The organism is Paraburkholderia sp. BGA-UO-ETr-F21 (assembly GCF_059567925.1).
The window spans coordinates 82,123-105,934 of the sequence record NZ_JCAQOY010000016.1; the positions used below are offsets into that span (position 1 = coordinate 82,123).

The window sequence follows — 23,812 nt, forward strand, 5'->3', positions numbered from 1 at the left end:
GCTGCGGCGCATTCAGATCATCCGATCGTTGAACACTCGCAACGCTGGCCATGCGAAGCGATCGCGACAGTGAGCGCTCCATGCGCCCACCCGCTCGCCGGCGTCTGCGCCGGTTCGTGTCGTCTGCCGTTGCTGCAAAGGAGAACCCATCACGATGAATTCGGCGTTTTCATTTTTTCCAGCCTGGCCGCTTTCACCCGACGCCATTTTTTGGGCTGGTCTCGCATTGCTTGCCGCCGGTCTGTGCGGAGAGCTGTGCTATCGCGCGTGGCGTTTGCCGCGCATTTCCGGGTATGCGGTGATTGGTCTGATTGCCGGCGCCGCCGGTTCGGGCGTGATCGACGCGGATTCCGCGAGCGCCGCGCGGCCGTTGCTCGATGTCGCGCTAGGCTTGTTGTTGTTCGAACTCGGCAGCCGCCTCGATTTGCGCTGGATCCGTCGCAATCCGTGGCTGATTCTGTCGAGCGTCGCCGAAGCCACGCTGACTTTCGCGCTCGTGCTCCCGGTCTTGCTGTTTCTGAACGTGCCGCTCATGGTGGCCACCGTGCTCGCCGCGATTGCCATGGCGACTTCGCCGGCCATGGTGATCCAGCTGAAAACGGAATTGCGCGCGGAAGGCCAGGTCACCCAGCGTCTGCTGACCTTGACCGCGCTGAACAGCATGTATGCGGTGGTGATCGAGAAGCTCGTGTCGAGCTGGCTGCATCAGGAAATGTACGGCAACGTATTCGCGACCATCCTGCAACCGCTTTATCTGCTGGTCGGCTCGCTCGTGCTCGCGTATCTGCTCGCGCGCACCTGCACATTCTTTTATCGACGTTTGAACATGCAGGACGAACATTCGTTCGTCGCGCTGTTCGGCCTCGTGCTGCTGGCCATTGCGGTCGCGCATCTGTTCAAGCTGTCGACCATTCTTGCGTTGCTGGCTGCCGGCATCATCGTAAAGAATCATGAAGCGCGTCCGCAGTTGTGGCCGGAGCACTTCGGCACGGCCGGCTGGTTGTTGACCGTGATTCTGTTCGTGCTGACGCTGACTTCGTTCGAATGGAAAGACATTGCGCTCGGCGGCGTCGCGGCGCTGGGTCTGATTGTTGCGCGCCTCGTGGCGAAACTGGTCGGCGTGCTGGCGTTTGCCAAGCCGAGCGGTTTGAACTGGAAGCAGGGCATGGCGCTTGGTCTGTCGTTATCGCCCATGTCGGCGCTCGCCTATCTGCTGGTCGACGATACGTACAACCTGTATCCGAATTTCGATCCGCAACTGCGGGCGATCGTCATGTGTTCCATTTTCGTGCTGCAGATTCTCGGGCCGTGGCTCGTCTATCGCAGCCTCGCGCTGGTGAGCGAACGGCGCGAAGAGTAAGTGCGCCAGTGGGCGCACTTCGTTGCTCGAAGCTCGGTGCCTGCTACGCTCCATCCAGCTTATATTCGATTCAAAAACGGCCGGGCACGTGACCCACACCCGGCCGACCTGACTCAGGGGACGCCATGTCACTCGAACCCTTCATCGACTCGAAACCGTTCACCTTCGGTGTCGAACTCGAGATGCAGATCGTCAACACGCATGACTATGATCTGACCAAAGCCGGCTCGGATCTGCTGCGCCTCATCAAGGACGAAAAGATCCCCGGCAACATCACGCCGGAAATCACCGAAAGCATGATCGAGCTGTCCACCGGCATTTGCACGTCGCATGAGCAAGCCGTTGCCGACTTGCGCAAGATTCGCGACACGCTGGTTTCGGCGGCCGATCATCTGAACGTCGGCTTGTGCGGCGGCGGCACGCACGCATTCCAGCAATGGAGCGAGCGGCAGATCGTCGATACGCCGCGCTTTCAATACCTGTCCGAGTTGTACGGCTACCTCGCCAAGCAGTTCACGGTGTTCGGCCAGCACGTGCATATCGGCTGCCCGGATCCGAACAGCGCACTCTACCTGCTGCATTCCATGTCGCGCTTCATTCCGCACTTCATTGCCTTGTCCGCATCGTCGCCCTTCGTGCAGGGTGTCGATACCGGTTTTCATTCGGCACGACTGAATTCCGTGTTCGCGTTCCCGCTCTCGGGCCGGGCGCCGTTCGTGTTGACGTGGGACAGTTTCGAGGAATATTTCTCGAAGATGGTCCACACGGGCGTCGTCAACAGCATGAAAGATTTTTACTGGGACATCCGGCCGAAGCCCGGTTTCGGCACGATCGAAGTGCGCGTGATGGACACGCCGTTGTCGGTGGATCGCGCGGCGGCGATTGCCTGCTACATCCAGACGCTCGCGCGGCATCTGCTGCTCGACAAACCGATCACGCCGAAGGAAGACGACTACCTCGTCTACACCTTCAATCGTTTCGAAGCATGCCGGTTTGGTCTGGCCGGCACCTGTATCAATCCGCAAACGGGCGAGCGCAAGACGATTTCCGAAGACATTCTCGAAACGCTGGATCGGATCGCTCCGCACGCCGAAGCGTTGGGTTCGGGTAATGCGCTGGCTGAAATCGGCTCGATCGCTCGCAGTCAGGTCAATGATGCGACCTGGCTGCGTGGCGTCGTCGAACGGGAGAAGTCCCTGCACGAAGCCGTCAGGCAACAGTGTTTGCAGTGCCGCGCGTAGCCGGAGACTGATCGGCTCGCGGTAAATCGTAAGGAAACCCGCCTCGAGCGGGTTTTTTTCAATAAATTAAATTTCCAGCTCGGCGTATCTTAGGTTTTATAAAGCTAACGTATACAGACGTAGTAGTAGTTAACAAGCATTGCGCCGGCCTGTGGACAACTGAATAATTCCCTGCAAAGTCAATGCGCTGCGTAAACCATAAGTGAGCTGTTCGAGGCTGCGTGGAGGCCGGTATACGAGGACAACTTCGGTGCGGCCAGGCAGGCCTCGCGGCTTATCAAGAATCGGCGCACAAGCTGTCCTTGCGTTTTCCCGTGGTTATCCACAGCTTGCGTTGGATAAGTTAGCTGTACGATTCGCCGCTCTCGCATAGAATGTCGTTTTCGCTGCCTTGCCTTGCAGGGCGGTAAATTTTTGAGATAGTAGAAAACCGTCTTGTCCGCAGTTGGGCGAGGCTACCCCACACAGGCTACGGGTGCGGTCGGCGAATGGTTCGCCAGCGGCGCACGAAAGCTGTAAATAAACCAATCGAAGATTATGAGCGAAGGCGTATACGGAGAACAGGCGACCGGGCGGGTGACCCACAGCCTATTGCGATTGAGCACGGCAATGCGGAGCCAGGCTTGGGAATGGGCGGAAGGCGCTGGCCTGACGCCGACTCAAGGCGAAATTCTGGTTTTGCTGATGCAGCGCAAAGGCCCGATGCGTCTCGGCGAAATTGCCCGTGAAACGGCCCTCACCGCCGCGACAACCAGCGATGCAGTCAGCACGCTCGAGACCAAAGGCCTGGTCGAAAAACGCCGTGCCCTCGACGACGGCCGCGCCCTCGCAGTTCGCCTGACGGCGCGTGGCCGCACGGCCGCGAAGCGCGCCGCGCAATGGCCGGACTTTCTGGCCAAGGCGGTCGGCACGCTGCGCGACGACGAGCAGGCTGTGTTCTATCGCACGCTGCTCAAGACCGTGCATCAGCTGGAAGCGCAAGGCACGATTCCGCCGCACCGCATGTGCCTGACCTGCACGCACTTCGAGCCGAGCAAGAATCCGAAGAAGACGCCGCATCATTGCGCGTTACTCGATATGAACATGTCGGATACGGATCTGCGCCTCGATTGCTCGGTGTATGAGATTGCCGACGTCGCCACCCAGAAGAAGACCTGGAAGATCTTCGCCCAATAAGGCGGCTTCTTCCGGGACAATCCGCTACACTGCCAGCCGGCTTTGGCGGGCGGCGCATGCCGCCTGTCAGCCGTCCGGTGCCGCGTGGCGGCAAGTCTTTAGTCAACCTGAAGGTGGGGCAGGCCGATGAATCACGAAGTTCTGGCCATTCGCCACGTGCACTTCGAGGATCTGGGCAGTCTTGAGCTGGTGCTCGGCGAGCGCGGGCGTCCGGTTCGCTATCTCGATGTCGGGGTGGCTCGCATCGAGGCGCCGAATCCCGTCTCCGCGTCATTGATGGTGGTGCTCGGCGGCCCGATCAGCGCAACCGACGACGCGCATTACCCGACGCTCGTGCCGCTGCTGTCCAAGATCGAGAAACGCATAGCGGCGGGTTTGCCGACACTCGGCATCTGCCTTGGCGCGCAACTGATTGCCCGCGCGCTCGGTGCTCGCGTCTATCCCGCGGGCCGCACCGAACTCGGTTGGACACCGCTTACGTTGACCGATGCCGGCCGCGCTTCGCCGGTGCGTCATCTGGATGGCGCGCAGACTTCCATGCTGCATTGGCACGGCGACACCTTCGATTTGCCTGACAACGCGACACGTCTCGCGTCGACTCCTGCGTGCGAGAACCAGGCGTTCTCCTGGGGCAGCCATGTGCTGGGTCTGCAGTGTCATCCGGAGATTCGGACCGATCGCTTCGAGCCCTGGCTGATTGGTAACGCCGGTGAGCTTGCGGGCCACGGTATCGACGCCCGCCAGTTGCGGGCCGAGACCGCGCAGTTCGGTCCCGCGCTCGAAGTCGCCGCGCGCCGGATGTTCAGCGAATGGCTCGATCAGGTCGAGGCGAAACCCTGATAGGCCCGTGCCAGCAGTAAATCCATTGCGGTGCTATGCTCGTTCGCTCTTGGGTTTTTACTGGGCGTAATCCATGAGCGCGCTTTTTTCTCCGCTCACGCTGCGCAGCGTGACGCTTCCCAATCGTATCGTCGTGTCCCCGATGTGCCAGTATTCCGCCGAGCGTGGCGAGGCAACGGCGTGGCACATGATCCATCTCGGCAGCATGGCATTGTCGGGTGCCGGCATGCTGTGCATCGAGGCGACTTCAGTCGAGCCGGACGGACGCATCACACCGGGCGATCTCGGCTTGTGGGACGACGTCACCGAAGCCGCGCTCGTTCCCGTGCTCGCCGCGATCCGCAAGCATTCGCACATCAAGGTCACGATGCAGTTGTCGCACGCCGGGCGCAAGGCGTCGAGCCACGCGCCTTGGGAAGGTGGCCAGCTGATTCCGGTGTCGCAAGGCGGATGGTTGCCGCACGCGCCGTCCGCGTTGCCACACAAGGCAGGTGAAGAGCCGCCACTGGCGCTCGACATACCTGCGTTGAACCGGATCCGCGAGGCATTCGCGGCCTCGGCGCGGCGCGCCGCGCGGCTCGGCATCGACGGACTGGAAGTGCATGCGGCACACGGCTATCTGCTGCATCAATTCCTCTCGCCGATCGCCAATCAACGCGACGACGAATACGGTGGCTCGCTTGAGAACCGTATGCGCTTTCCGCTTGAAATCTTCGATATCGTGCGCGCTGCATTTCCCGCCGACAAACCCGTTGGCGTACGCGTCTCGGCAACCGACTGGGTCGAAGGCGGCTGGACGCTCGAGGATACGATTGCGTTCGCGCAGGAGCTGAAAAAGCGCGGCTGCGACTGGATCGACGTGTCGTCCGGCGGCGTCTCGCCGCTACAGAAGATTCCGCTTGAACCGGGTTATCAGATCCCCTTTGCCAAGGCCGTCAAGGAGGCCACGGGCCTCACCACCATCGGGGTGGGTTTGATCACCGACCCATTGCACGCCGAGCAACTGATCGAAGCCGGCGACGCCGATCTGATCGCGCTGGCTCGCGCATTGCTGTACAACCCGCGTTGGCCATGGCACGCCGCGGCGCAACTTGGAGCTACGGTCGAAGCGCCGCCGCAGTACTGGCGCTCGCAACCGCGCGAGCAAAAGGCGCTGTTCGGCGACATTTCGTTCGGACAACGGTGAAATTGGTGGCACGTCTCGCGTGCGCGTCTTTTTGACGGTTGAACGAAGCCGTCGTGAGCGTGTACGATGCCGGTTGTGGCGCATGAGCGTCGCAGATCGACGCGGCGCTCGCAAGGCGCCGCGTTTGCTATGCGCGTCGGAAAAGAGCAGCGCATTAGACGCGGGCATTCCTGACGGCTGCCGATCTTCACCCCCAAGTTCTTCACAAGGATTCATTCAATGAGTTCACGCAGGATCGCCGTGCGCCGTTCGGGTGTGCACGGCAAAGGCGTGTTTGCCGTCGAACCGATTGCGGCCGGCGAGCGGCTGATCGAATACAAGGGCGAACGGATCTCCTGGAAAGAAGCGCTGCGCCGTCATCCGCACAATCCGGCGGAGCCGAATCACACGTTCTATTTCGCACTCGACAGCGGCAAGGTGATCGACGGCAAAGTGAATGGCAATAGCGCGCGCTGGATCAACCATTCCTGCGCGCCGAACTGCGAAGCCGAAGAAATCGACGGTCACGTGTATGTGCACGCGTTGCGCGATATCGCCGAAGGCGAGGAAGTCTTTTACGACTATGGCCTAGTGATCGACGCGCGGCAGACCAAGAAGCTCAAGAAGGAATACGAATGCCGTTGCGGCGCGCGCAAGTGCCGCGGCACGATGCTGGCCCCGCCGGAGAAGGAGAAGGGCGCGGGCAAGTCCGAGAAGTCGGCCAAAAAGGCTAAGACGACTGCAAAGAAAGCGAAGAAGAAATGACATGCGCGCTGCCTGAGTCGTTCACATTGGTGAACGCGCCAGGCAGTCCGTCGCACAGCTGATCCGTTAGCTATCCACCGGCGCTGAGTGCGCCGATTTTTTTGCCGGCCGCCTTGTATCGGGCGCGGCTTCAATGTGTACGCTGATCGGCACGAGCGGTATGCGCACAATGAAACGTGCGCCGCCTTCCGGCGCGTCTTCGTAATGCACGCTGCCGTGATGCAACACCATGATGTCGTGAACGATGGCGAGGCCGAGACCGGCGCCGCTGTCCACGCCGGCATCGCTCTGACCGTCGCCGCGGAAAAACCGCTTGAAGAGATCGGCTTGCTGATTGCGCGGCACGCCAGGCCCGTTGTCTTCAACGGCAATCTCCGCCATGCGCAGGTCGTCGATCACCGTTTGCGACACCGTTACCGTAATGCGACCGCCATCGAAGCGCGACGGTGGCATGTACTTCAGCGCGTTATCCAGCAGATTGGCGATCACTTCGTGCAGCAGTACGGGATTGCCGCGCGCCATCAACGGATGGCCGTTGCTCGGGTCGTCCAGACGCTGGAAACCGAGGTCGACGTGGAACGTCAACGCACGCGGCACCCATTCCGCGCCGGTATCGAACGCGAGCGCGGCCATGTCGACGTTGACGAAGCGAGCCGCCTGTTCGCCCGGCTCGGCGCGCGCGAGCGAAAGCAGCTGATTCGACAGCCGCACCGCTCGGTCGGCTGCGGCGCGCAGCTCACGCACCGCGGCCAGCGTTTGCTGCGGGTCGCGCGCAACGGCCGCCTGCTCCGCATGCAGCTTGACCGCGGTGAGCGGCGTGCGCAGTTGATGCGCGGCGTCGGCGATAAACTTGCGCTGGCCGTCGAGCGCGGTTTTCAGGCGACCGAGTAACGCGTTCAGCGCACCGGTCAGCGGCCGGATTTCGACCGGCACATAAGTCTCGTCGACCGGTTCGAGCGACGTGTGGGTTTGCCGGTTTAGTGAATCCGCAAGATCGGTCAGCGGATTGAGCTGCTGATTGACCACGCGCCACACGATCACCCAGCCCGCCAGCAGCAGCAATAGCAGCGGCATCATGATCGCGACGAGAAACTCGGCGGCGATTCGAAAGCGGTGGTGCACCGGCTGACCCACCTCGACGACGATCGGATTGCCCGTTGGTTGATCGACCCGCACCTGCGCCACGCGCACCGTCACGCCCTGATGCTGCGTTTCGAATACGTACGCGTAATGCATGCGCCGCACGCTCGTGCCCTGCAGCGGAAGATTATGGTCGCCGGCGATTTCGGTTTCGCCAGTGCTGATCCGATAGACGAGGTGTTCCACCGGGTCCGAGAACATGGCTTGGGCAAGAGGCGGCACGGTGACTTTGGCGTCCGGGCCGGCAATCTGGATCTGTTTGGAGATCGCGGTGGCGAGATCGGCGAGCGAACGGTCGACCACGTGCTGCGTATACTGCCACGCCAGCCAGTATGCGATCAGGCCGCTCATGAGCGCGAGCAGCGAAAGGGGAGCAGCGAGGCGCCGCAGCAGCGTGCGGCGCAGACTATTGGCGGCCGGCTGGGGCATGATCGAACGCGCGGGAAAGAGGCAACGGCGCAAGCACCGCGAAATTTCGCCGACGGCCGGCGTGTTGCGCAACCAGTGCGCGGTGCCGGCCCGGCGCCGTCAGGCCGCAATGGGCATTGCGGCCTTCATGACGATTATGCGGCCTGGCGGATTTCCTGCAACAGGTAACCGAAGCCACGCACCGTGACGATCTCGACACGGCAGCTTTCGAGCTTTTTACGGACCCGGTGCACGTAGACTTCGATCGCGGTGTCGCCGAGATCGCCGCCGAAATGCGTCAGATGGTCTTGCAGTTGCGCCTTGCTGACCACGCGGCCATGACGCAACAGCAGCATTTCGAGCACGGCGAATTCACGCGGCGAGAGTTCGAGCGGCTTGTCGTCGTTGAAAATGCGACGGTCGACGCCCGACAGGCGTACGCCACCCAGCGACACTTCCGGACGCGGCATGTCGCCGTGCGGACCGCTGCGGCGCATCACCGCGCGAATGCGTGCTTCGAGTTCGGTGGGTTCGAACGGCTTCAGCATGTAGTCGTCGGCGCCGGAATTCAGACCTTGCACGCGGTCGTTCAACTCGTCGCGCGCGGTGAGGATGATCACGGGCGTGTGACGATTGCTCTGACGGAAGCGCGAGAGCAGCGACATGCCGTCAATGCCGGGCAAGCCCAGATCGAGGATCACCAGTTCGTGGCGATTTTGCGTTAGAGCCTGTTCGGCGAAAATGCCGTCGTGAACCATGTCGACGGTGAAGCCGGCTTGTTCGAGACTGCTTTGGATGCCGCGTGCGATGGGGCGGTCATCTTCGATCAGAAGGAGTCGCATGGATTTCGCTCAAGTACAATGGGTTAGGCGTTTGGGCAAGCGGTTCGCCGGGGCGCCTGCTGCACAGGCAGCGTGCGGCGTGGCTATACCGGACTGACACGAAGAAGCGGCCACGAAGCAGGCATCGAGCAGCCTCGAAGCACTTGTTCCGCGCCCCGGACCTGTCGCTTCGCGCGAGTCCCCCGAGGGGCAAGAAAACTTGGGACGGGCCGGCGTTTTCTTGAGAGCGATCACGAAGTCATGTCCGAGATAAGCATTCACGAACTGGAAGCCGCAATCAACTTCTGGCGCGCCCGCTCACCTTCGAGCGGCGACGAACTCGTTCTGTGCAAGGAGGCAAGCGCGCTCTCCAAGCCGTATGCGTTGATGATTGTACAGCGTCAGAACGCGCTATCGCCGGATCGTTTGGACGCGACTGCGAGGCTTGCGTGGGATTCTTACGTGCACCTTAAGAATAGCCTGTAGAACTGAAGGTTTGGACAAGGGATTACCTGCAATGCCCTTTCATTGCCGCCGAATTGTTCCGTATGCGGCGCGTAATCACGCCTGAAGCTGACCTGTTTGTTTGTATTACGCCGTAATACTGTCGATAAACGCGGCCAATTCGATGTCACGTTCGGTCAAGCCGTTGGCCTCGTGCGTCGAAAGCGTGATTTCCACCTTGTTGTACACGTTGAACCATTCCGGATGGTGATCCATTTCCTGCGCCTTGATTGCGACGCGGGTCATGAAACCGAATGCTTCGTTGAAGTCGGCGAATGTGAACTGGCGCTGGATCGCGTCGCGGCCCGTCGCGGCTTGCCAGCCATTCAGCGCGGCGATCTGGGTGGCGCGTTCTTCTGAAGTGAGTTTGTGAACCATGGTGCTACCCCATTGAGTCTGGACAGACACGCCGGTGGGCGTGCGCATCCGCTATTTTTTCATGGATAAAGCCTGCCCGCTGCCGGCCTGCCCGGCGTTACCTGTCAGATATCGCCGTCTGCCAGCCAGCCCTCCCGTGAGCCGCGCGTGATGACGCGATCGTGTTCGAGCACGTCGCCGGCCGCGAAGGCCGGTTGGGCGGCAAGCTTTGCCAGCAGCGGCGCGAAGTCGGTTTGCGTCACGTTGAACAACTGCGCGAAATCATCGATTACGAAGTAGGTCTTCTGGAACGTGTCGATGCGGTAGCGGGTGCGCATCACGCGTTCGAGGTCGAAGCTGAGCCGGTTCGGCGCGGCACTTTGCTGGCTGTAGAGCGTCTCGCCCTTGCTCGACACAATTCCCGCGCCATAAATCTTCACGCCGTTCGGACTTGCCGCGTCGCGGATCAGGCCGAACTCCACGGTGTACCAGTAGAGGCGCGCGAGCAGCGGCAGGGCGCCGGCGTCATGGGCGGCAAGCGCGGCGCGGCCGTATGCGTGCATGTAGTCGGCGAATACCGGGTTGATCAACAGCGGCACGTGGCCGAAAAGATCATGAAAACAATCCGGTTCCTGCAGGTAATCGAGCTGGTCGGGCCGGCGCATCCACCAGGTCACGGGAAAACGGCGGTTCGCCAGATGCTCGAAGAACACCTGGTCCGGCACGAGGCCCGGCACGGCGACAATCTGCCAACCGGTGGCGGGCACGAGCTTCGCGTTGATCTCGTCGAAGGAGGGCACGCGGTCGGCCGGCATGCCGATGCGTTCGACGCCCGCCAGAAACTCGTCACATACGCGCCCTTTGAGCAACGCCGTCTGGCGGGCGTAAAGCTGTTGCCATACCGCGTGGTCGACCGCGCCATAGCGTTCGACCGGTTGATCGATGGTGAAATCGGCACGGGTTTCGAGCCCGGCGTCGAATTGCTCTTTCAGTTTGGCGGTATTGGCGGTGGACATGGTGCAACGCTGTTCGATAAGGCAGTGAAAATCGGTGATGCAAGTGTAGAGCGGCAGCCATGCGTAAAGGGCGCAAAGTTGGCGTTTTGTAACTCATTTATGCAATAATCGTGCATAAAATCACCATTCAATGCAGGTGTTCGTCATGTTAGAACTGGATCACTTCGATCTCGCGCTGCTGGAGGTGCTTCAGCGCTTCGGCCGGGCAACGCATCAGCAACTGGCTGAGCAGGTGCCGCTGTCACCGTCACAGATTGGCCGGCGCTTGCAGCGTCTGGAGCAGGCGGGTGTGGTGGACGGCTATCGCGTCGTGCTGCGGCCGGAAAAACTCGGGCTCGGCGTCACCGCTTTTACGAGCTTGAAGTTGAAGCACCACGGCGATTCGATCATCGAGCAATTCCAGCAACAGATCGACGTGCTGCCTGAAGTGCTGGAGTGCCATGCCGTGGTGGGCGACGCCGACTATCTGTTGCGCATTGTCGCGCCCGATCTGAACTACCTGTCGACGTTCGTGATGAAAAAGCTGATGCGTGTGCCGGGCGTCGATAGCGTACGTTCGAATATCGTGCTCACCACCTTCAAACGCAACGGGCCGTTGCCGCTCGGCCATCTGTCACCAGGCGCAGCCGCCGCTTGAAGCGGCGGCGTTACGCATGCGGCGCCGGTCGCGCGGATTCAGGCCGCGGCCTGTAGCGCCCTGGTCTTACGCGGCTTGCTTTGGGGCGCTGTCCGGGCTCAGCAAATCGACGTAGGCCACCGCCACCAGATCCGATTCCGGCACGCCGAGCGTGGCGAACATCGCGTGCGCTTCGGCATGGCCGCCTTCTTCGTCGTCGTCCTGGGCAAGCAGGACTTCGAGTTCGACGAAGTCGCCCAGACCGTCCACCCGGTCCAGATGGATACGTGTGCGCCCGGTCAGATACACATGCCGTTCCTTGGTGACGATGCCGCGTGTGGTCAGCGCGGTGGCGAGCAGCGCGTGCATGGCTTCCGGGTTGGTGACCGGGCTGCGCGTGTAATAAGACGCTTTCGGGCCGTCACGGTCGTCGCGCTGGTAGAAGATCAACTCGGCCGGCGTGCCGTCGTCGAACTGGCGCAACTTCAGGCGGCCGCGCGGCACGTCGTAGAAAAAGTCCTGCTGGCGGAAGATCAGCGGCGCGTCCGGCGCGAGCTGCGCCGCGCGTTCGCGGAGTTGCTCGAAATGCTGGGCGCGGGCTTTGATTTCAATGTTGCGTGCCATGTCAGGCTCCTGTCGAAGGATGGAGTGGTCGGCGACTTCCGGTGTTGCCGGGGCGAAGCTGCCGGGAAGGACAAAGTCAGGCGGAACGGGAAACAATGCGGGGACGGCGCGTGAGCGCGAAGCCTCAATCTAACAAAAACTGCGTGACGGTGTGGTTTCAGATGTGGGGCGGATGGACGCGGCGGGTGATGAAACTCACCGGCCGATCATCGCGGTGGTCCGCGGAAAGCGCCGCGCGAGAGGACCGCCGTGAGGATCGCCGCGAGGACTGCGCGGTACACGGACATCATGAGAGCGGCTCATATCGCTTGCCTCTCGCACTCTGGCTGACGGCCGATCATGCTTCACGCAATCGTCGTTCGCGTGCTCATCAAGTCGCCCATTGTTGCTCGATCAACTTCAGCGCTGCCGCAATGGCCGGCTCCTCCTTGCGCTGCGCGAGCGTGATGAAGCTGAGCTGAGTCGGCACGGTCACTCCTTCGACAATGGTCAGCGCGTGCGCATGCGCTTCGGCGATCGCGGTGGCGTCGCGTGCGAGCGTGAGGCCCACGCCTGATTTGACCAGGTCGAGCATGGATGGCTCCTGATCCACTTCCGCCACCTTGATGGGCTTCACGCCGGCCTCGTCGAAGCAGCGCGACAACAAGCGGTTATGCGCCGACGCGGGCGGCGTCCAGATCCACGGCAACGCCGCCAGCGAGCGCCAGTCGCGCGCGCCTTTGACGCGGTCTTTCCAGCCGGCGGGCGCCAGCACACGGTACTGGAAGTGAGTCAGCGTGACGGCGTGAAAAGCGGGTCCGTCGCGCGGTTCGTCTTCGGACGGCAGGCCGATGTAGTAGCCGACATCGAGCTCACCCGCGCGAACCTGCTCCAGCACCCATCCCGACATGCCGTGGCGCAAGGCTGTCTCGATGCGCGGCCAGGTTTCCACGAGTTGCTTCAGGAAGCCGCCGAGGCGCAGAAACGCCGGGTCAAGGATCGTGCCGATCCGCAAGCGCCCGCGTACTTCGTGGCGCAGCGATTGCGCCGCCCGCTGCACGTCGTTCGCCGCGCCAAGCGCGCGTTCCGCGTGCGGCAGCAGCGCCTGGCCGTCGCGCGTCAGCGAAAGCCCGTGCGAAGTCCGCGTGAACAGCGTCACGCCGAGCGTCTCCTGCAAATGCTTGATTTGCAGGCTGACGGCGGGTTGGGTCAGGTGAAGCTGTACTGCGGCGCGCGTAAGGTTGCCCTCGCGTGCCACGGTGACGAAGGCCCGAAGCAGAGTCAGATCCATATCCTGATATTAACCCGCCTTATAACGCAGTTGAGCATTACTCATTGGATTTGCCGGCCCGAAGCGCCGTACGCTTCAGCTTCAGCACGCCTTGATCGAGCCGCAGGCGCCGGGGCGGAAGACTTCACAGGAAAGAGGACACCATGAGCGAGACATATCAGGACGAAGCCGTGCGTAGCGCGAAGAGCGCGAACGCGCTGACGCATTTCATCAATGGCAAAACCGTCGAAGGCACGAGCGGGCGCTTCGGCGACGTCTTCAATCCTGCTCAAGGCAGCGTCAGCGCACGCGTGCCGCTCGCGAGCGTCGCCGAAGTGGACGCGGCGGTCGCTGCCGCCAAAGACGCGTTCCCGACGTGGAGCGAAACCGCGCCGATCAAGCGGGCGCGTGTTCTGTTCAAGTTCAAGGAGCTGCTCGACCGTCACCACGACGAACTGGCGGAACTGATCACGCGTGAGCACGGCAAGGTGTTTTCGGACGCAAAGGGCGAAGTGATGCGCGGCATCGAAATCGTCGAGTTCGCCTGCGGCATTCCGAATCTGCTGAAGTCCGACTTTACCGATCAGATCGGCGGCGGCATCGACAACTGGAACCTGCGCCAGCCGCTCGGCGTGGTCGCCGGCATTACGCCGTTCAATTTCCCGATGATGGTGCCTTGCTGGATGTTTCCCGTCGCGATTGCGTGCGGCAACACGTTCGTGTTGAAGCCGTCCGAGCGTGATCCTTCCTGTTCGAACCGGCTTGCCGAATTGTTGAAGGAGGCCGGCTTGCCGGATGGCGTCTTCAACGTCGTGCACGGCGACAAGGTGGCGGTCGACGCATTGCTCGTGCATCCGGAAGTCAGCGCGTTGTCGTTCGTCGGTTCGACGCCGATCGCCGAATACATCTATACGGAAGGCACGAAGCACGGCAAGCGTGTGCAGGCTTTGGGCGGAGCGAAGAATCATCTGGTGGTGATGCCGGACGCGGATCTCGACCAGGCGGTCGACGCCTTGATCGGCGCGGCGTATGGCTCGGCGGGCGAGCGATGCATGGCCATTTCGGTGGCCGTCGCCGTCGGGCATATCGCCGATGAACTGGTCGAGCGACTCACGCCGCGCGTGAAGAGCCTGAAGATTCTCAACGGCATGGAGTCGGATGCCGAGATGGGACCGTTGGTCACGGCGGTGCATCGCGAGAAAGTGGTGGGCTATATCGACTCTGGCGTCGCGGCGGGCGCGAAACTGGTTGTCGATGGGCGAGGCCATCAGGTCAGTGGACACGAGAAGGGATTCTTTCTTGGCGGCACCTTGTTCGACGATGTTTCGACCGACATGAAGATTTACCGGGAAGAGATTTTCGGACCCGTGCTTTGTGTGGTGCGCGTGCCGGATTTTGCGTCCGCGGTGGAACTCATCAACGCGAATGAGTTTGCCAACGGCGTGTCGCTGTTTACGTCCGATGGCGGTGTCGCTCGCGCGTTCTCGCGCCAGATCCAGATCGGCATGGTTGGCATCAACGTACCGATTCCAGTGCCGATGGCGTGGCACTCGTTTGGTGGCTGGAAGAAGTCGCTCTTCGGCGACCATCACGCGTATGGTGAAGAAGGCGTGCGGTTTTACACTCGCTACAAGAGCATCATGCAGCGCTGGCCGGACAGCATCGCCAAAGGTGCTGAGTTTACGATGCCGGTGGCTAAGTAGTGTGAGGCATTGGCCTTCGGCAGCGCCGCTCGTGGCGGCCGAAGGCAGTAGCGCAACGGCCGCCGCAGATGCAGAAGAAAGGCTGGAAACACAATTAGAGCCCAACGCCGCGGTCGCATGCCAATCATGCGACCGGTCGGCAAAAAAGCTTAGGAGACTGAACAATGAGCGATTCCGACACCACGCTCGAGACCGCGCGGCGGCTCGAAGGCGAGTTCGATTACATCATCGTGGGCGCGGGGACGGCGGGCTGTGTGCTGGCCAATCGCCTGAGCGAAGATCCGGACGTGCGGGTATTGCTGCTCGAAGCCGGCGGCAAAGACGACTACCACTGGATTCATGTGCCGGTCGGCTACCTCTATTGCATCGGCAACCCGCGCACGGACTGGCTCTACAAAACACAGTCTGAGCCGCGGCTGAATGGCCGCGCGCTTTCGTACCCGCGCGGACGCGTTCTGGGCGGAAGCTCCTCAATCAACGGCATGATCTACATGCGTGGGCAGCGCGAAGACTACGACGAATGGGCTCGCGTCACTAACGACTCGTCCTGGTCGTGGAACTCGGTGCTGCCCGTCTTCAGGCGCAGCGAAGATCACTATGCCGGCGCGACCGATTCGCATGGCGCGGGCGGTCCTTGGCGCGTGGAGAAACAGCGGTTGAAATGGAAAATACTCGAAGAGTTTTCACGCGCCGCGCAGGAAACCGGCATCCCCGCCACTGACGACTTCAATCGCGGCGATAACACCGGTGTCGGCTACTTCGACGTCAATCAGAAGCGCGGCATTCGCTGGAATGCGTCGAAGGCATTTCTGCGTCCCGCACTCAAGCGGCCGAATCTCATGGTCATTACCGGCGCGCAGACGCAACGCGTCGTATTCGAAGGTCGCCGTTGCACAGGCGTCGAATATCGCGGCGACAACACAGACTATCTGGCCAAAGCACGCTGCGAAGTGATCCTCAGCTCTGGCGCTGTCAATTCGCCGCAATTGCTGGAACTCTCCGGTATCGGCAACGGTGCGCGTCTGCAGAACCTGGGTATTGAAGTCGTCAACGATCTGCGCGGCGTGGGAGAAAATTTGCAGGACCATCTGCAATTGCGAATGGCCTATAAAGTCGATGGCGTGCGCACGCTCAACACAGCGTCCGCGCATTGGTGGGGCAAGCTGATGATCGGCATGCAGTACGCGCTGTTTCAAAGCGGGCCGATGTCGATGTCGCCGTCGCAACTCGGTGCGTTTGCCAAATCCGATCCGAATGATCGCTCGCTGACGCGGCCCGACCTCGAGTATCACGTTCAGCCGCTTTCGCTCGATCGCTTCGGCGAACCGCTGCACCGATTCAATGCGTTCACTGCGTCCGTGTGCCAGTTGCGGCCCACTTCGCGCGGCAGCATTCACATTGAATCAGCCGATGCGTCAGCGCCGCCGTTGATCGCCCCCAACTATCTCTCCACCGATTACGACCGGCACGTTGCCGCCAATGCGTTGCGTCTCACGCGGCGCATTGCCGCGGCGCCCGCGCTCTCGCGCTACCGGCCGCAAGAGATTTTGCCGGGCGTCCAGTACCAGACCGAGGAAGAGTTGCAGCAGGCTGCCGGCGCCGTCGGCACGACCATCTTCCATCCGGTCGGCACCTGCCGCATGGGCACGACCGACGACCCCGGCGCGGTGGTCGACAACCGGTTACGAGTTATCGGTGTTGACGGATTGCGGGTGGTCGATGCATCTGTCATGCCGACCATCACCTCGGGCAACACCAATTCACCCACGCTGATGATCGCGGAGCGCGCCAGCGAGATGATCCGCGAGGATCGCCGTGCGCGCGTTGCCGGCAGTTCCGTGGCACATACAAGCTCGACGCCTCCCGTGTTCGCCGTGTGACAAGTGTCATATGGCTCGCGTGAGATGCCCGTCCGACGTGCACGCCGGGCATCACGTGCTTAGGGTCATGTTGCAGACCGGCATCATCCACTAAGTGCAAATCCCAATGAATGCGCTGCATCATTGGCGCGACAATGGCAGCCATGCTGCGTGTGGCACCATGGATTACCGTCCGGATTGGTGCAGCACGCCAACGAGCGGCACGGGGTGCCGCCGTCATAAAAAGTCGCGCAGCGGTTCGCGCGGAAGATCGTAATGCTTCGCCTTACTCCGTATGGAAGGGAACATGATTCTCGGCGATACGATTCTCGAAACGCGCGGCCTCACCCGTGAGTTCAAAGGCTTTATCGCCGTGAACGGTGTGAACCTGCGCGTGCGCCGTGGCTCGATCCATGCGCTGATCGGCCCGAATGGGGCAGGCAAGACCACCTGCTTCAATCTGCTCACCAAATTTCTCGAACCGACTGCGGGTCAAATCGTTTTCAACGGTATCGACATTACGAGCGAACGCCCGGCGCAAATCGCACGGCGCGGCATTATCCGGTCATTCCAGATTTCCGCTGTATTTCCGCATCTGACAGCATTGCAGAATGTGCGCATTGGCTTGCAGCGTCAGCTCGGCACGGCATTTCATTTCTGGAAGAGCGAACGCACGCTTCGCCAACTCGATGATCGCGCAATGGATTTGCTCACGCAGGTCGGATTGACCGATTTCGCCGACGTGTTGACGGTCGAACTTTCCTACGGCCGCAAACGCGCGCTGGAAATCGCCACCACGCTCGCCATGGAGCCGGAGCTCATGCTGCTCGACGAGCCCACGCAAGGCATGGGCCACGAAGACGTCGATCGCGTGACGGCGCTAATCAAGAAGGTATCGAGCGGCCGCACCATCCTGATGGTCGAGCACAACATGAATGTGATCGCCGGCATTTCCGACACGATTACTGTGCTGCAACGTGGCGAAGTGCTCGCCGAAGGCAGCTACGCCGAAGTGTCGAAGAATCCGCTCGTGATGCAAGCCTATATGGGCAGCGCCGACGCGGCGCTTGCCGGAGCCCACGCATGAATACGATTGCCGAGCGCGAAAGTCTCGACGTTAGCGGGACGGATAATGCCGTGCCCGCGCTGGACATTAAGGGTTTGCAGGCGTGGTACGGGGAATCCCACATTCTGCATGGCGTCGATCTGACGGTGAACCGCGGCGAAGTCGTCACGCTTCTGGGCCGCAATGGCGCGGGACGGACCACGACGCTGCGCGCCATCATGGGCCTGACCGGTCGGCGCACCGGTTCGATCCGCATTGCCGGTCGTGAAACGATCAATCTCCCCACGCATCGCATCGCGCATTGCGGCATTGGTTATTGCCCGGAAGAGCGCGGTATTTTTTCGAGCCTCTCCTGCGAGGAGAATCTGCTGTTGCCGCCGCCTGTCGGGGACAAGGCGCACATGATGTCGCTCGAAGAAATCTATTCGATGTTTCCGAATCTGCACGAACGCCGCATGAGCCAGGGCACGCGGCTCTCAGGCGGCGAACAGCAGATGCTCGCGGTAGCGCGCATTCTGCGCACCGGCGCAAGCTTGCTGCTGCTCGACGAAATCTCGGAAGGGCTTGCGCCTGTCATCGTTCAGGCGCTGGCACGCATGATCATGACGCTCAAGGCGCGCGGCTACACCGTGGTGATGGTCGAGCAGAATTTCCGCTTTGCCGCGCCGCTTGCCGATCGCTTCTACGTGATGGAGCACGGTGCGATTGTCGAGCACTTCGGGGCAAGTGAACTCGAAACCAAGATGCCGGTCCTGCACGATCTTTTGGGCGTTTAAAAAACCGCCCGATTTGCCTCTGATAACCACAAGCGAAGAAACCAGGAGACAGGAATGAAAAAGAACCCACTCGCGCGGCTAGCCTCCCTTTGTTTCGCGGTCGCCGCCGGCGCCGCTCTGACGATGGGCAGCGCGCAAGCGGCTGACGACGCGGTGAAGATCGGCTTCATCACCGACATGTCGGGTCTGTATGCGGATATCGACGGTCAGGGCGGCCTCGAAGCGATCCGCATGGCAGTGGCGGACTTCGGCGGCAAGGTCAACGGCAAGCCGATCACGGTGGTGTATGCGGACCACCAGAACAAGGCGGACATTGCGGCCTCACGCGCACGCGAATGGTTCGACCGCGACGGCGTCGACCTGCTGATCGGCGGCACGAATTCGGCAACGGGTTTGTCGATGAACACCGTGGCCGGTGAAAAGAAGAAGGTGTACATCAGCATCGGCGCGGGCGCCGACACGCTGACCAACGAGCAATGCACGCCGTACACGATCCACTATGCGTACGACACCACGGCGCTGGCCAAGGGCACGGGCTCGGCGGTGACGAAGCAGGGCGGCAAGACCTGGTACTTCCTCACGGCTGACTACGCGTTCGGCAAGGCGCTCGAGAAAAACACCGCGGACGTGGTGAAGGCGAATGGCGGCCAGGTGCTGGGCGCGGTGCGTCATCCGCTGTCGGCATCGGACTTCTCGTCGTTCCTGTTGCAGGCGCAGGCGTCGAAGGCACAGATTCTGGGCCTCGCCAACGCGGGCGGCGACACGATCAATTCGATCAAGGCAGCCAAGGAGTTCGGCATCACCAAAACGATGAAACTCGCCGCGCTGCTGGTGTTCATCGACGATATCCACAGCCTGGGCCTCGAAACCACCCAAGGCCTCGTTCTGACGGACAGCTGGTACTGGAACAAGGACGCCACCACTCGCAAGTGGGCGGAACGCTACTTCGACAAGATGAAGAAGATGCCGTCGAGCCTGCAGGCCGCCGACTACTCGGCGACCATGACCTATCTGAACGCGGTGAAGGCGGTGGGCTCGACCGACTCCGACAAGGTGATGGCGCAACTGAAGAAGACCAAGATCAACGACTTCTACGCGAAGGGTTACATCCGTCAGGACGGCAGCATGATCCACGACATGTACCTGATGCAGGTGAAGACGCCGGCCGAGTCCAAGGAGCCGTGGGACTACTACAAGATCACGGCAACGATCCCCGGCGAGCAGGCGTTCACGACCAAGACGGAAACGCGCTGCGCGTTGTGGAAATAACCGTGGATTGGTAACCAGATAGCCGTCTGTCTGCTCGTGTTGGCGGGCAATACACAGTGCTGCGTTGGTACACAGGCTGACGGCGAACCGTTTCACATGCCGCGCACGATCGGCGTCGCTGACGCTCACCGTGCGCCGGCCGGATCGTGCGTGACCGATCTCACCTTGGCGATGGCTTAAGGGGTTAAGGCTTCAATGGAAATCTTTGGCGTTCCGCTACCGGCGATGCTGAGCCAGCTGCTGCTGGGGCTCGTGAACGGCTCGTTCTACGCAATTCTGAGTCTTGGGCTGGCGGTGATCTTCGGCTTGCTCAATGTGATCAACTTTGCGCACGGCGCGTTATTCATGCTCGGCGCAATGCTCGCGTGGATGGGTCTGTCGTATTTCGGCTTGCCTTACTGGGTGATGCTCGTACTGGCGCCGCTGCTCGTCGGGCTGTTTGGCATGGCGATCGAACGCTCGATGCTGCGCTGGCTCTACAAGCTCGACCATCTGTACGGTCTCTTGCTGACCTTCGGACTCACGCTGGTCGTGGAAGGCGTGTTCCGTTCCATCTACGGTTCGTCCGGCCAGCCGTACGACGTGCCGTCGGCGCTTTCCGGTGCGACCAATCTAGGCTTCATGTTCCTGCCGAACTATCGCGCGTGGGTCGTGGTGGCCTCGCTGGTGGTTTGCTTCGCGACGTGGTTCGTGATCGAGAAGACGCGCCTTGGCGCCTATCTGCGCGCGGGCACTGAAAATCCGAAACTGGTCGAAGCGTTCGGCATCAACGTGCCGCTGATGATCACGCTGACCTATGGCTTCGGCGTCGCACTGGCCGCATTTGCCGGTGTGCTCGCCGCACCGGTGATCCAGGTCTCGCCGCTGATGGGCCAGCCGATGATCATCACCGTGTTCGCGGTGGTGGTGATCGGCGGCATGGGTTCGATCATGGGCTCGATTCTCACCGGCTTGCTGCTGGGCGTGATCGAAGGGCTCACACGCGTGTTCTACCCGGAAGCGTCGGCGACCGTCGTCTTCGTGATCATGGCGCTCGTGTTGCTGGTGCGCCCGGCGGGTCTCTTCGGCAAGGAAAAATGATGCAGAGAAAAGTACTCTACGGTCTGCTGCTGATCGTGCTTCTCGCGGTGCCCGTGCTTGGCATCTATCCGCTCTTCGTGATGAAGGTGTTGTGCTTCGCACTGTTCGCGGCGGCGTTCAATCTGCTGATCGGCTACACCGGATTGCTGTCGTTCGGCCACGCCATGTTTCTCGCGTCGGCCGGCTACATTACCGGCTATGCGATGCAGACGCTCGGCTTCTCGCCGGAGCTGGGCGTGCTCGCCGGCACCGCGGCGGCGACCTTGCTCGGGTTGATCGTGGGTATCTTCGCGATTCGCCGCCAGGGCATCTACTTCGCGATGGTCACGCTGGCGCTCGCGCAGATGGTCTACTTCGTGTTCCTGCAGGCGCCGTTCACGCATGGTGAGGACGGTCTGCAAGGCGTGCCGCGCGGCAAGCTGTTCGGCGTGCTGGATCTCTCGTCCGATACGGCGTTGTACTTCGTCGTGCTCGCCGTGATGGTGCTCGCTTTCCTGCTGATTGTGCGGATCGTGCATTCGCCGTTTGGACAGGTGCTGGTGGCGATCAAGGAAAACGAGCCGCGCGCGGTGTCGCTCGGTTACGATACGGATCGCTTCAAACTGCTGGCGTTTATTCTGTCGGCGGGAATTGCCGGTCTCGCGGGTTCGCTCAAAGTGCTCGTGCAAGGCTTCGAGACATTGAGCGACGCGTATTGGACCATGTCGGGCCTCGTGATCCTGATGACGCTGGTCGGCGGCATGGGCACCTTGTTTGGACCGCTGCTCGGCGCTGCATTGATTGTCGCGCTCGAAGACCGGCTCGGCGATTTCGGCGGGGCGCTGGCGTCATCCACCGGCGTTGAGTGGTTCCGTTCGCTGGGCGAATCGGTAACCATTGTGACGGGCGTGATTTTCATTGCGTGCGTGCTGGCGTTCCGGCGTGGCATTGTCGGTGAGATCATCGCGCGGGTGCGGCCGCTGCGGGCCTGAACGCAGCGAAATTCGTCATCGTTTCGGTATCCGATCTAGTTTGCCGCTCTTGATGTAATGAAGCGGGAGCGCGGGTTGCCAAGACTCCCGGCGGGGTTGAACAGGTCCTGGCAAGCGCGCCCCAATTTAGTGCCGCAGTGCACCACTAGGGTAATTGCTAGTTGTAGTAGAGCAGGTGCTCCTTTAATCTTCATGCAGTTCTGATGCACCACGAAATTTGCAGGTGGAGAACGAGGAGACAATGAGGCACTCAGTGCCCAGACGAAAGCGCTGTTGGATTGATATCCAACAGCGCTTTTTATTTGTGTTTTCGATTATTCGCTATTCGAATTCCCCGCTAATTCGGTGACCCTTTTTATTCACCGGACTTGTCTCTATTTCGCAGCGCACAACCCTGCAAAACGCTTGCAGCGCGTGGCTTCCGCCGCTAAACTCGCTATTCACCGACCGCTGGGTCGGGATTTAAATCCACGGATTTAGATTCGAATGAATAACGGGGTAGACAGAGGAGCGGGATGAAGTCGGCATTGCGTTGGATCAGCGCGGCATTGGTCGCCACTGGAATCACTGCGGCATGGAGCGGCCATGCGTTCGCAGACGTGAAAATCGGCGTGACCGTGTCGGCAACAGGTCCTGCCGCGTCGCTCGGTATCCCGGAAAAGAACACGATTGCGCTCCTGCCTAAAGAAGTGGCGGGCCAGAAGATCGAATACATCGTGCTCGACGACGCCACTGATTCGACTCAGGCCGTCAAGAACACCCGCAAGCTCACCAGCGAAGATCACGTGGATGCGCTGATCGGCTCGACCGTCGTGCCGAACTCGCTGGCCATGATCGACGTCGCTGCCGAAACCACTACGCCCATGATCTCCATGGCCGCCGCGGCAAGCATTGTCGAGCCGATGGATGCGAAGCGCGCGTGGGTCTTCAAAACGCCGCAAAACGACATTCTGATGGCCACTGCGATCGCGCAGCACATGTCGAATCACGGCGTGAAGACGGTCGCGTTTATCGGCTTCTCGGACGCTTACGGCGAGAGCTGGTTCAAGGAATTCGGCAAGGCAGCGGACCTCGCGAAGATCAAGATCGTCGCGAACGAACGCTTCGCGCGCAATGATGCTTCGGTGACCGGCCAGGTGCTGAAAGTCATGTCGCAGAATCCGGATGCAGTGCTGATCGCAGGCGCGGGCACACCGGCTGCGCTGCCGCAGAAAACGCTCAAGGAGCGCGGCTACAAGGGCAAGTACTATCAGACGCACGGCGTCGCCAACAACGACTTCCTGCGCGTGTGCGGGAAGGATTGCGAAGGTACCTATCTGCCCGCCGGCCCGTTGCTGGTCGCGGATCAACTGCCCGATTCGAATCCGGTGAAGAAGAGCGCGCTCGCCTATAAGCGCGCGTACGAAACCGCTTACGGCGCCGGCTCGGTATCGACTTTCGGCGGCCACGCATGGGACGCCGGCTTGCTGCTGCAACGTGCGATTCCGCTGGCGCTGAAGAAGGGGCAGCCGGGCACGCCGGCGTTCCGCGAGGCGTTGCGCGCAGCGCTGGAAAGCACCAAAGACATGCCCGCGTCGCACGGCATCTTCAACATGAGCGCGAATGACCATTCTGGACTCGACCAGCGGGCGCGCGTGATGGTGGAGATTGTCGGCGGCAAGTGGAAGTTGTCCGGCGACTGAGCGAAGGCGAAGCGATACGGAACCTCATTGAAAAAGACGCGTGCAGTTGACGCGTCTTTTTTATTGTCCGCTTCACGTGAAAAAGTGTGGTTGCGCGGCTTCAGGACAAACCCGTATTTGGGTT

The 23,812-nt window shown here is 61.2% G+C and carries 22 protein-coding genes; 16 read left to right on the forward strand and 6 right to left on the reverse strand.

All coding sequences use genetic code 11. The features are described from left to right. Positions 1-154 precede the first annotated feature (154 nt). From AC57B1_RS11375 to AC57B1_RS11400, 6 genes are all read left to right on the forward strand, one after another. Positions 155-1,360, forward strand: a complete 1,206-nt coding sequence (locus tag AC57B1_RS11375) for a cation:proton antiporter (protein WP_091797768.1) — start codon at positions 155-157, stop codon at positions 1,358-1,360. A 125-nt stretch (positions 1,361-1,485) separates the two neighbouring features. Next, positions 1,486-2,601 carry a YbdK family carboxylate-amine ligase gene (locus AC57B1_RS11380; RefSeq protein WP_496417555.1) on the forward strand — a complete coding sequence of 372 codons (1,116 nt, stop codon included), beginning with the start codon at positions 1,486-1,488 and terminating at the stop codon, positions 2,599-2,601. 537 nt (positions 2,602-3,138) lie between these two features. Further along, positions 3,139-3,777 carry a MarR family winged helix-turn-helix transcriptional regulator gene (locus AC57B1_RS11385; protein WP_408181759.1) on the forward strand — a complete coding sequence of 213 codons (639 nt, stop codon included), beginning with the start codon at positions 3,139-3,141 and terminating at the stop codon, positions 3,775-3,777. A gap of 126 nt (positions 3,778-3,903) precedes the next feature. Then, positions 3,904-4,617, forward strand: a complete 714-nt coding sequence (locus AC57B1_RS11390) for a glutamine amidotransferase (protein WP_408299739.1) — start codon at positions 3,904-3,906, stop codon at positions 4,615-4,617. Between the two features lie 73 nt (positions 4,618-4,690). Further along, complete coding sequence (locus AC57B1_RS11395; protein ID WP_091797780.1) at positions 4,691-5,803, forward strand: NADH:flavin oxidoreductase/NADH oxidase; 1,113 nt, start codon at positions 4,691-4,693, stop codon at positions 5,801-5,803. A gap of 219 nt (positions 5,804-6,022) precedes the next feature. After that, positions 6,023-6,547 (forward strand): SET domain-containing protein, encoded by a 525-nt coding sequence (locus tag AC57B1_RS11400; RefSeq protein ID WP_408181754.1) that lies wholly within the window; start codon positions 6,023-6,025, stop codon positions 6,545-6,547. 66 nt (positions 6,548-6,613) lie between these two features. Here AC57B1_RS11400 and AC57B1_RS11405 read toward each other — a convergent pair whose 3' ends face one another. Both AC57B1_RS11405 and AC57B1_RS11410 read right to left on the reverse strand, forming a co-directional pair. Then, on the reverse strand, positions 6,614-8,116 hold the full coding sequence (locus AC57B1_RS11405) for a sensor histidine kinase (protein ID WP_091800936.1): 1,503 nt from the start codon (positions 8,114-8,116) through the stop codon (positions 6,614-6,616). Between the two features lie 134 nt (positions 8,117-8,250). After that, positions 8,251-8,937 (reverse strand): response regulator transcription factor, encoded by a 687-nt coding sequence (locus AC57B1_RS11410; protein WP_091797785.1) that lies wholly within the window; start codon positions 8,935-8,937, stop codon positions 8,251-8,253. Positions 8,938-9,177: 240 nt separating this feature from the next. Between AC57B1_RS11410 and AC57B1_RS11415 the strand changes: the two genes are divergently transcribed. Further along, positions 9,178-9,402, forward strand: coding sequence for a DUF3717 domain-containing protein (locus AC57B1_RS11415; protein ID WP_496417556.1), 225 nt, complete (start codon positions 9,178-9,180; stop codon positions 9,400-9,402). Between the two features lie 105 nt (positions 9,403-9,507). Here AC57B1_RS11415 and AC57B1_RS11420 read toward each other — a convergent pair whose 3' ends face one another. Continuing rightward, positions 9,508-9,798 (reverse strand): 4a-hydroxytetrahydrobiopterin dehydratase, encoded by a 291-nt coding sequence (locus AC57B1_RS11420; protein ID WP_091797791.1) that lies wholly within the window; start codon positions 9,796-9,798, stop codon positions 9,508-9,510. Between the two features lie 104 nt (positions 9,799-9,902). Next, positions 9,903-10,793, reverse strand: coding sequence for a phenylalanine 4-monooxygenase (gene phhA / locus AC57B1_RS11425; protein ID WP_496417557.1), 891 nt, complete (start codon positions 10,791-10,793; stop codon positions 9,903-9,905). Between the two features lie 145 nt (positions 10,794-10,938). Between phhA and AC57B1_RS11430 the strand changes: the two genes are divergently transcribed. Beyond that, positions 10,939-11,430 carry an Lrp/AsnC family transcriptional regulator gene (locus AC57B1_RS11430; RefSeq protein ID WP_408181741.1) on the forward strand — a complete coding sequence of 164 codons (492 nt, stop codon included), beginning with the start codon at positions 10,939-10,941 and terminating at the stop codon, positions 11,428-11,430. Between the two features lie 66 nt (positions 11,431-11,496). Here AC57B1_RS11430 and AC57B1_RS11435 read toward each other — a convergent pair whose 3' ends face one another. After that, positions 11,497-12,033, reverse strand: a complete 537-nt coding sequence (locus AC57B1_RS11435) for a class IV adenylate cyclase (RefSeq protein ID WP_091797800.1) — start codon at positions 12,031-12,033, stop codon at positions 11,497-11,499. A gap of 370 nt (positions 12,034-12,403) precedes the next feature. Further along, on the reverse strand, positions 12,404-13,303 hold the full coding sequence (locus tag AC57B1_RS11440; protein ID WP_408299748.1) for a LysR family transcriptional regulator: 900 nt from the start codon (positions 13,301-13,303) through the stop codon (positions 12,404-12,406). A 143-nt stretch (positions 13,304-13,446) separates the two neighbouring features. On the opposite strand from AC57B1_RS11440, the gene AC57B1_RS11445 reads away from it, so the two are divergent. The 8 genes from AC57B1_RS11445 (at position 13,447) to AC57B1_RS11480 (ending at position 23,688) form a co-directional block, all read left to right on the forward strand. Then, on the forward strand, positions 13,447-14,985 hold the full coding sequence (locus AC57B1_RS11445; RefSeq protein ID WP_496417558.1) for a CoA-acylating methylmalonate-semialdehyde dehydrogenase: 1,539 nt from the start codon (positions 13,447-13,449) through the stop codon (positions 14,983-14,985). 164 nt (positions 14,986-15,149) lie between these two features. Then, positions 15,150-16,865: a GMC family oxidoreductase gene (locus tag AC57B1_RS11450; protein ID WP_496417559.1), complete on the forward strand. Its 1,716-nt coding sequence runs from the start codon at positions 15,150-15,152 to the stop codon at positions 16,863-16,865. A gap of 286 nt (positions 16,866-17,151) precedes the next feature. Beyond that, a complete protein-coding gene (locus AC57B1_RS11455) occupies positions 17,152-17,931 on the forward strand; it encodes an ABC transporter ATP-binding protein (protein ID WP_038457148.1) in 780 nt (259 codons plus the stop codon). After that, positions 17,928-18,686 (forward strand): ABC transporter ATP-binding protein, encoded by a 759-nt coding sequence (locus AC57B1_RS11460; protein ID WP_408479486.1) that lies wholly within the window; start codon positions 17,928-17,930, stop codon positions 18,684-18,686. The genes AC57B1_RS11455 and AC57B1_RS11460 overlap by 4 nt, the downstream gene beginning before the upstream one ends. A 54-nt stretch (positions 18,687-18,740) precedes the next feature. After that, positions 18,741-19,955, forward strand: coding sequence for an ABC transporter substrate-binding protein (locus tag AC57B1_RS11465; RefSeq protein WP_496417560.1), 1,215 nt, complete (start codon positions 18,741-18,743; stop codon positions 19,953-19,955). Positions 19,956-20,150: 195 nt separating this feature from the next. Then, the gene (locus AC57B1_RS11470) at positions 20,151-21,035 is read left to right on the forward strand and encodes a branched-chain amino acid ABC transporter permease (RefSeq protein WP_091797820.1); all 885 of its coding nucleotides are present in this window, start codon (positions 20,151-20,153) and stop codon (positions 21,033-21,035) included. Next, on the forward strand, positions 21,035-22,006 hold the full coding sequence (locus tag AC57B1_RS11475; RefSeq protein WP_177205092.1) for a branched-chain amino acid ABC transporter permease: 972 nt from the start codon (positions 21,035-21,037) through the stop codon (positions 22,004-22,006). The genes AC57B1_RS11470 and AC57B1_RS11475 overlap by 1 nt, the downstream gene beginning before the upstream one ends. Positions 22,007-22,521: 515 nt before the next feature. Then, entirely contained in the window at positions 22,522-23,688 is a 1,167-nt protein-coding gene (locus tag AC57B1_RS11480; RefSeq protein WP_091797826.1) for an ABC transporter substrate-binding protein, read from the forward strand. Positions 23,689-23,812: the final 124 nt, after the last annotated feature.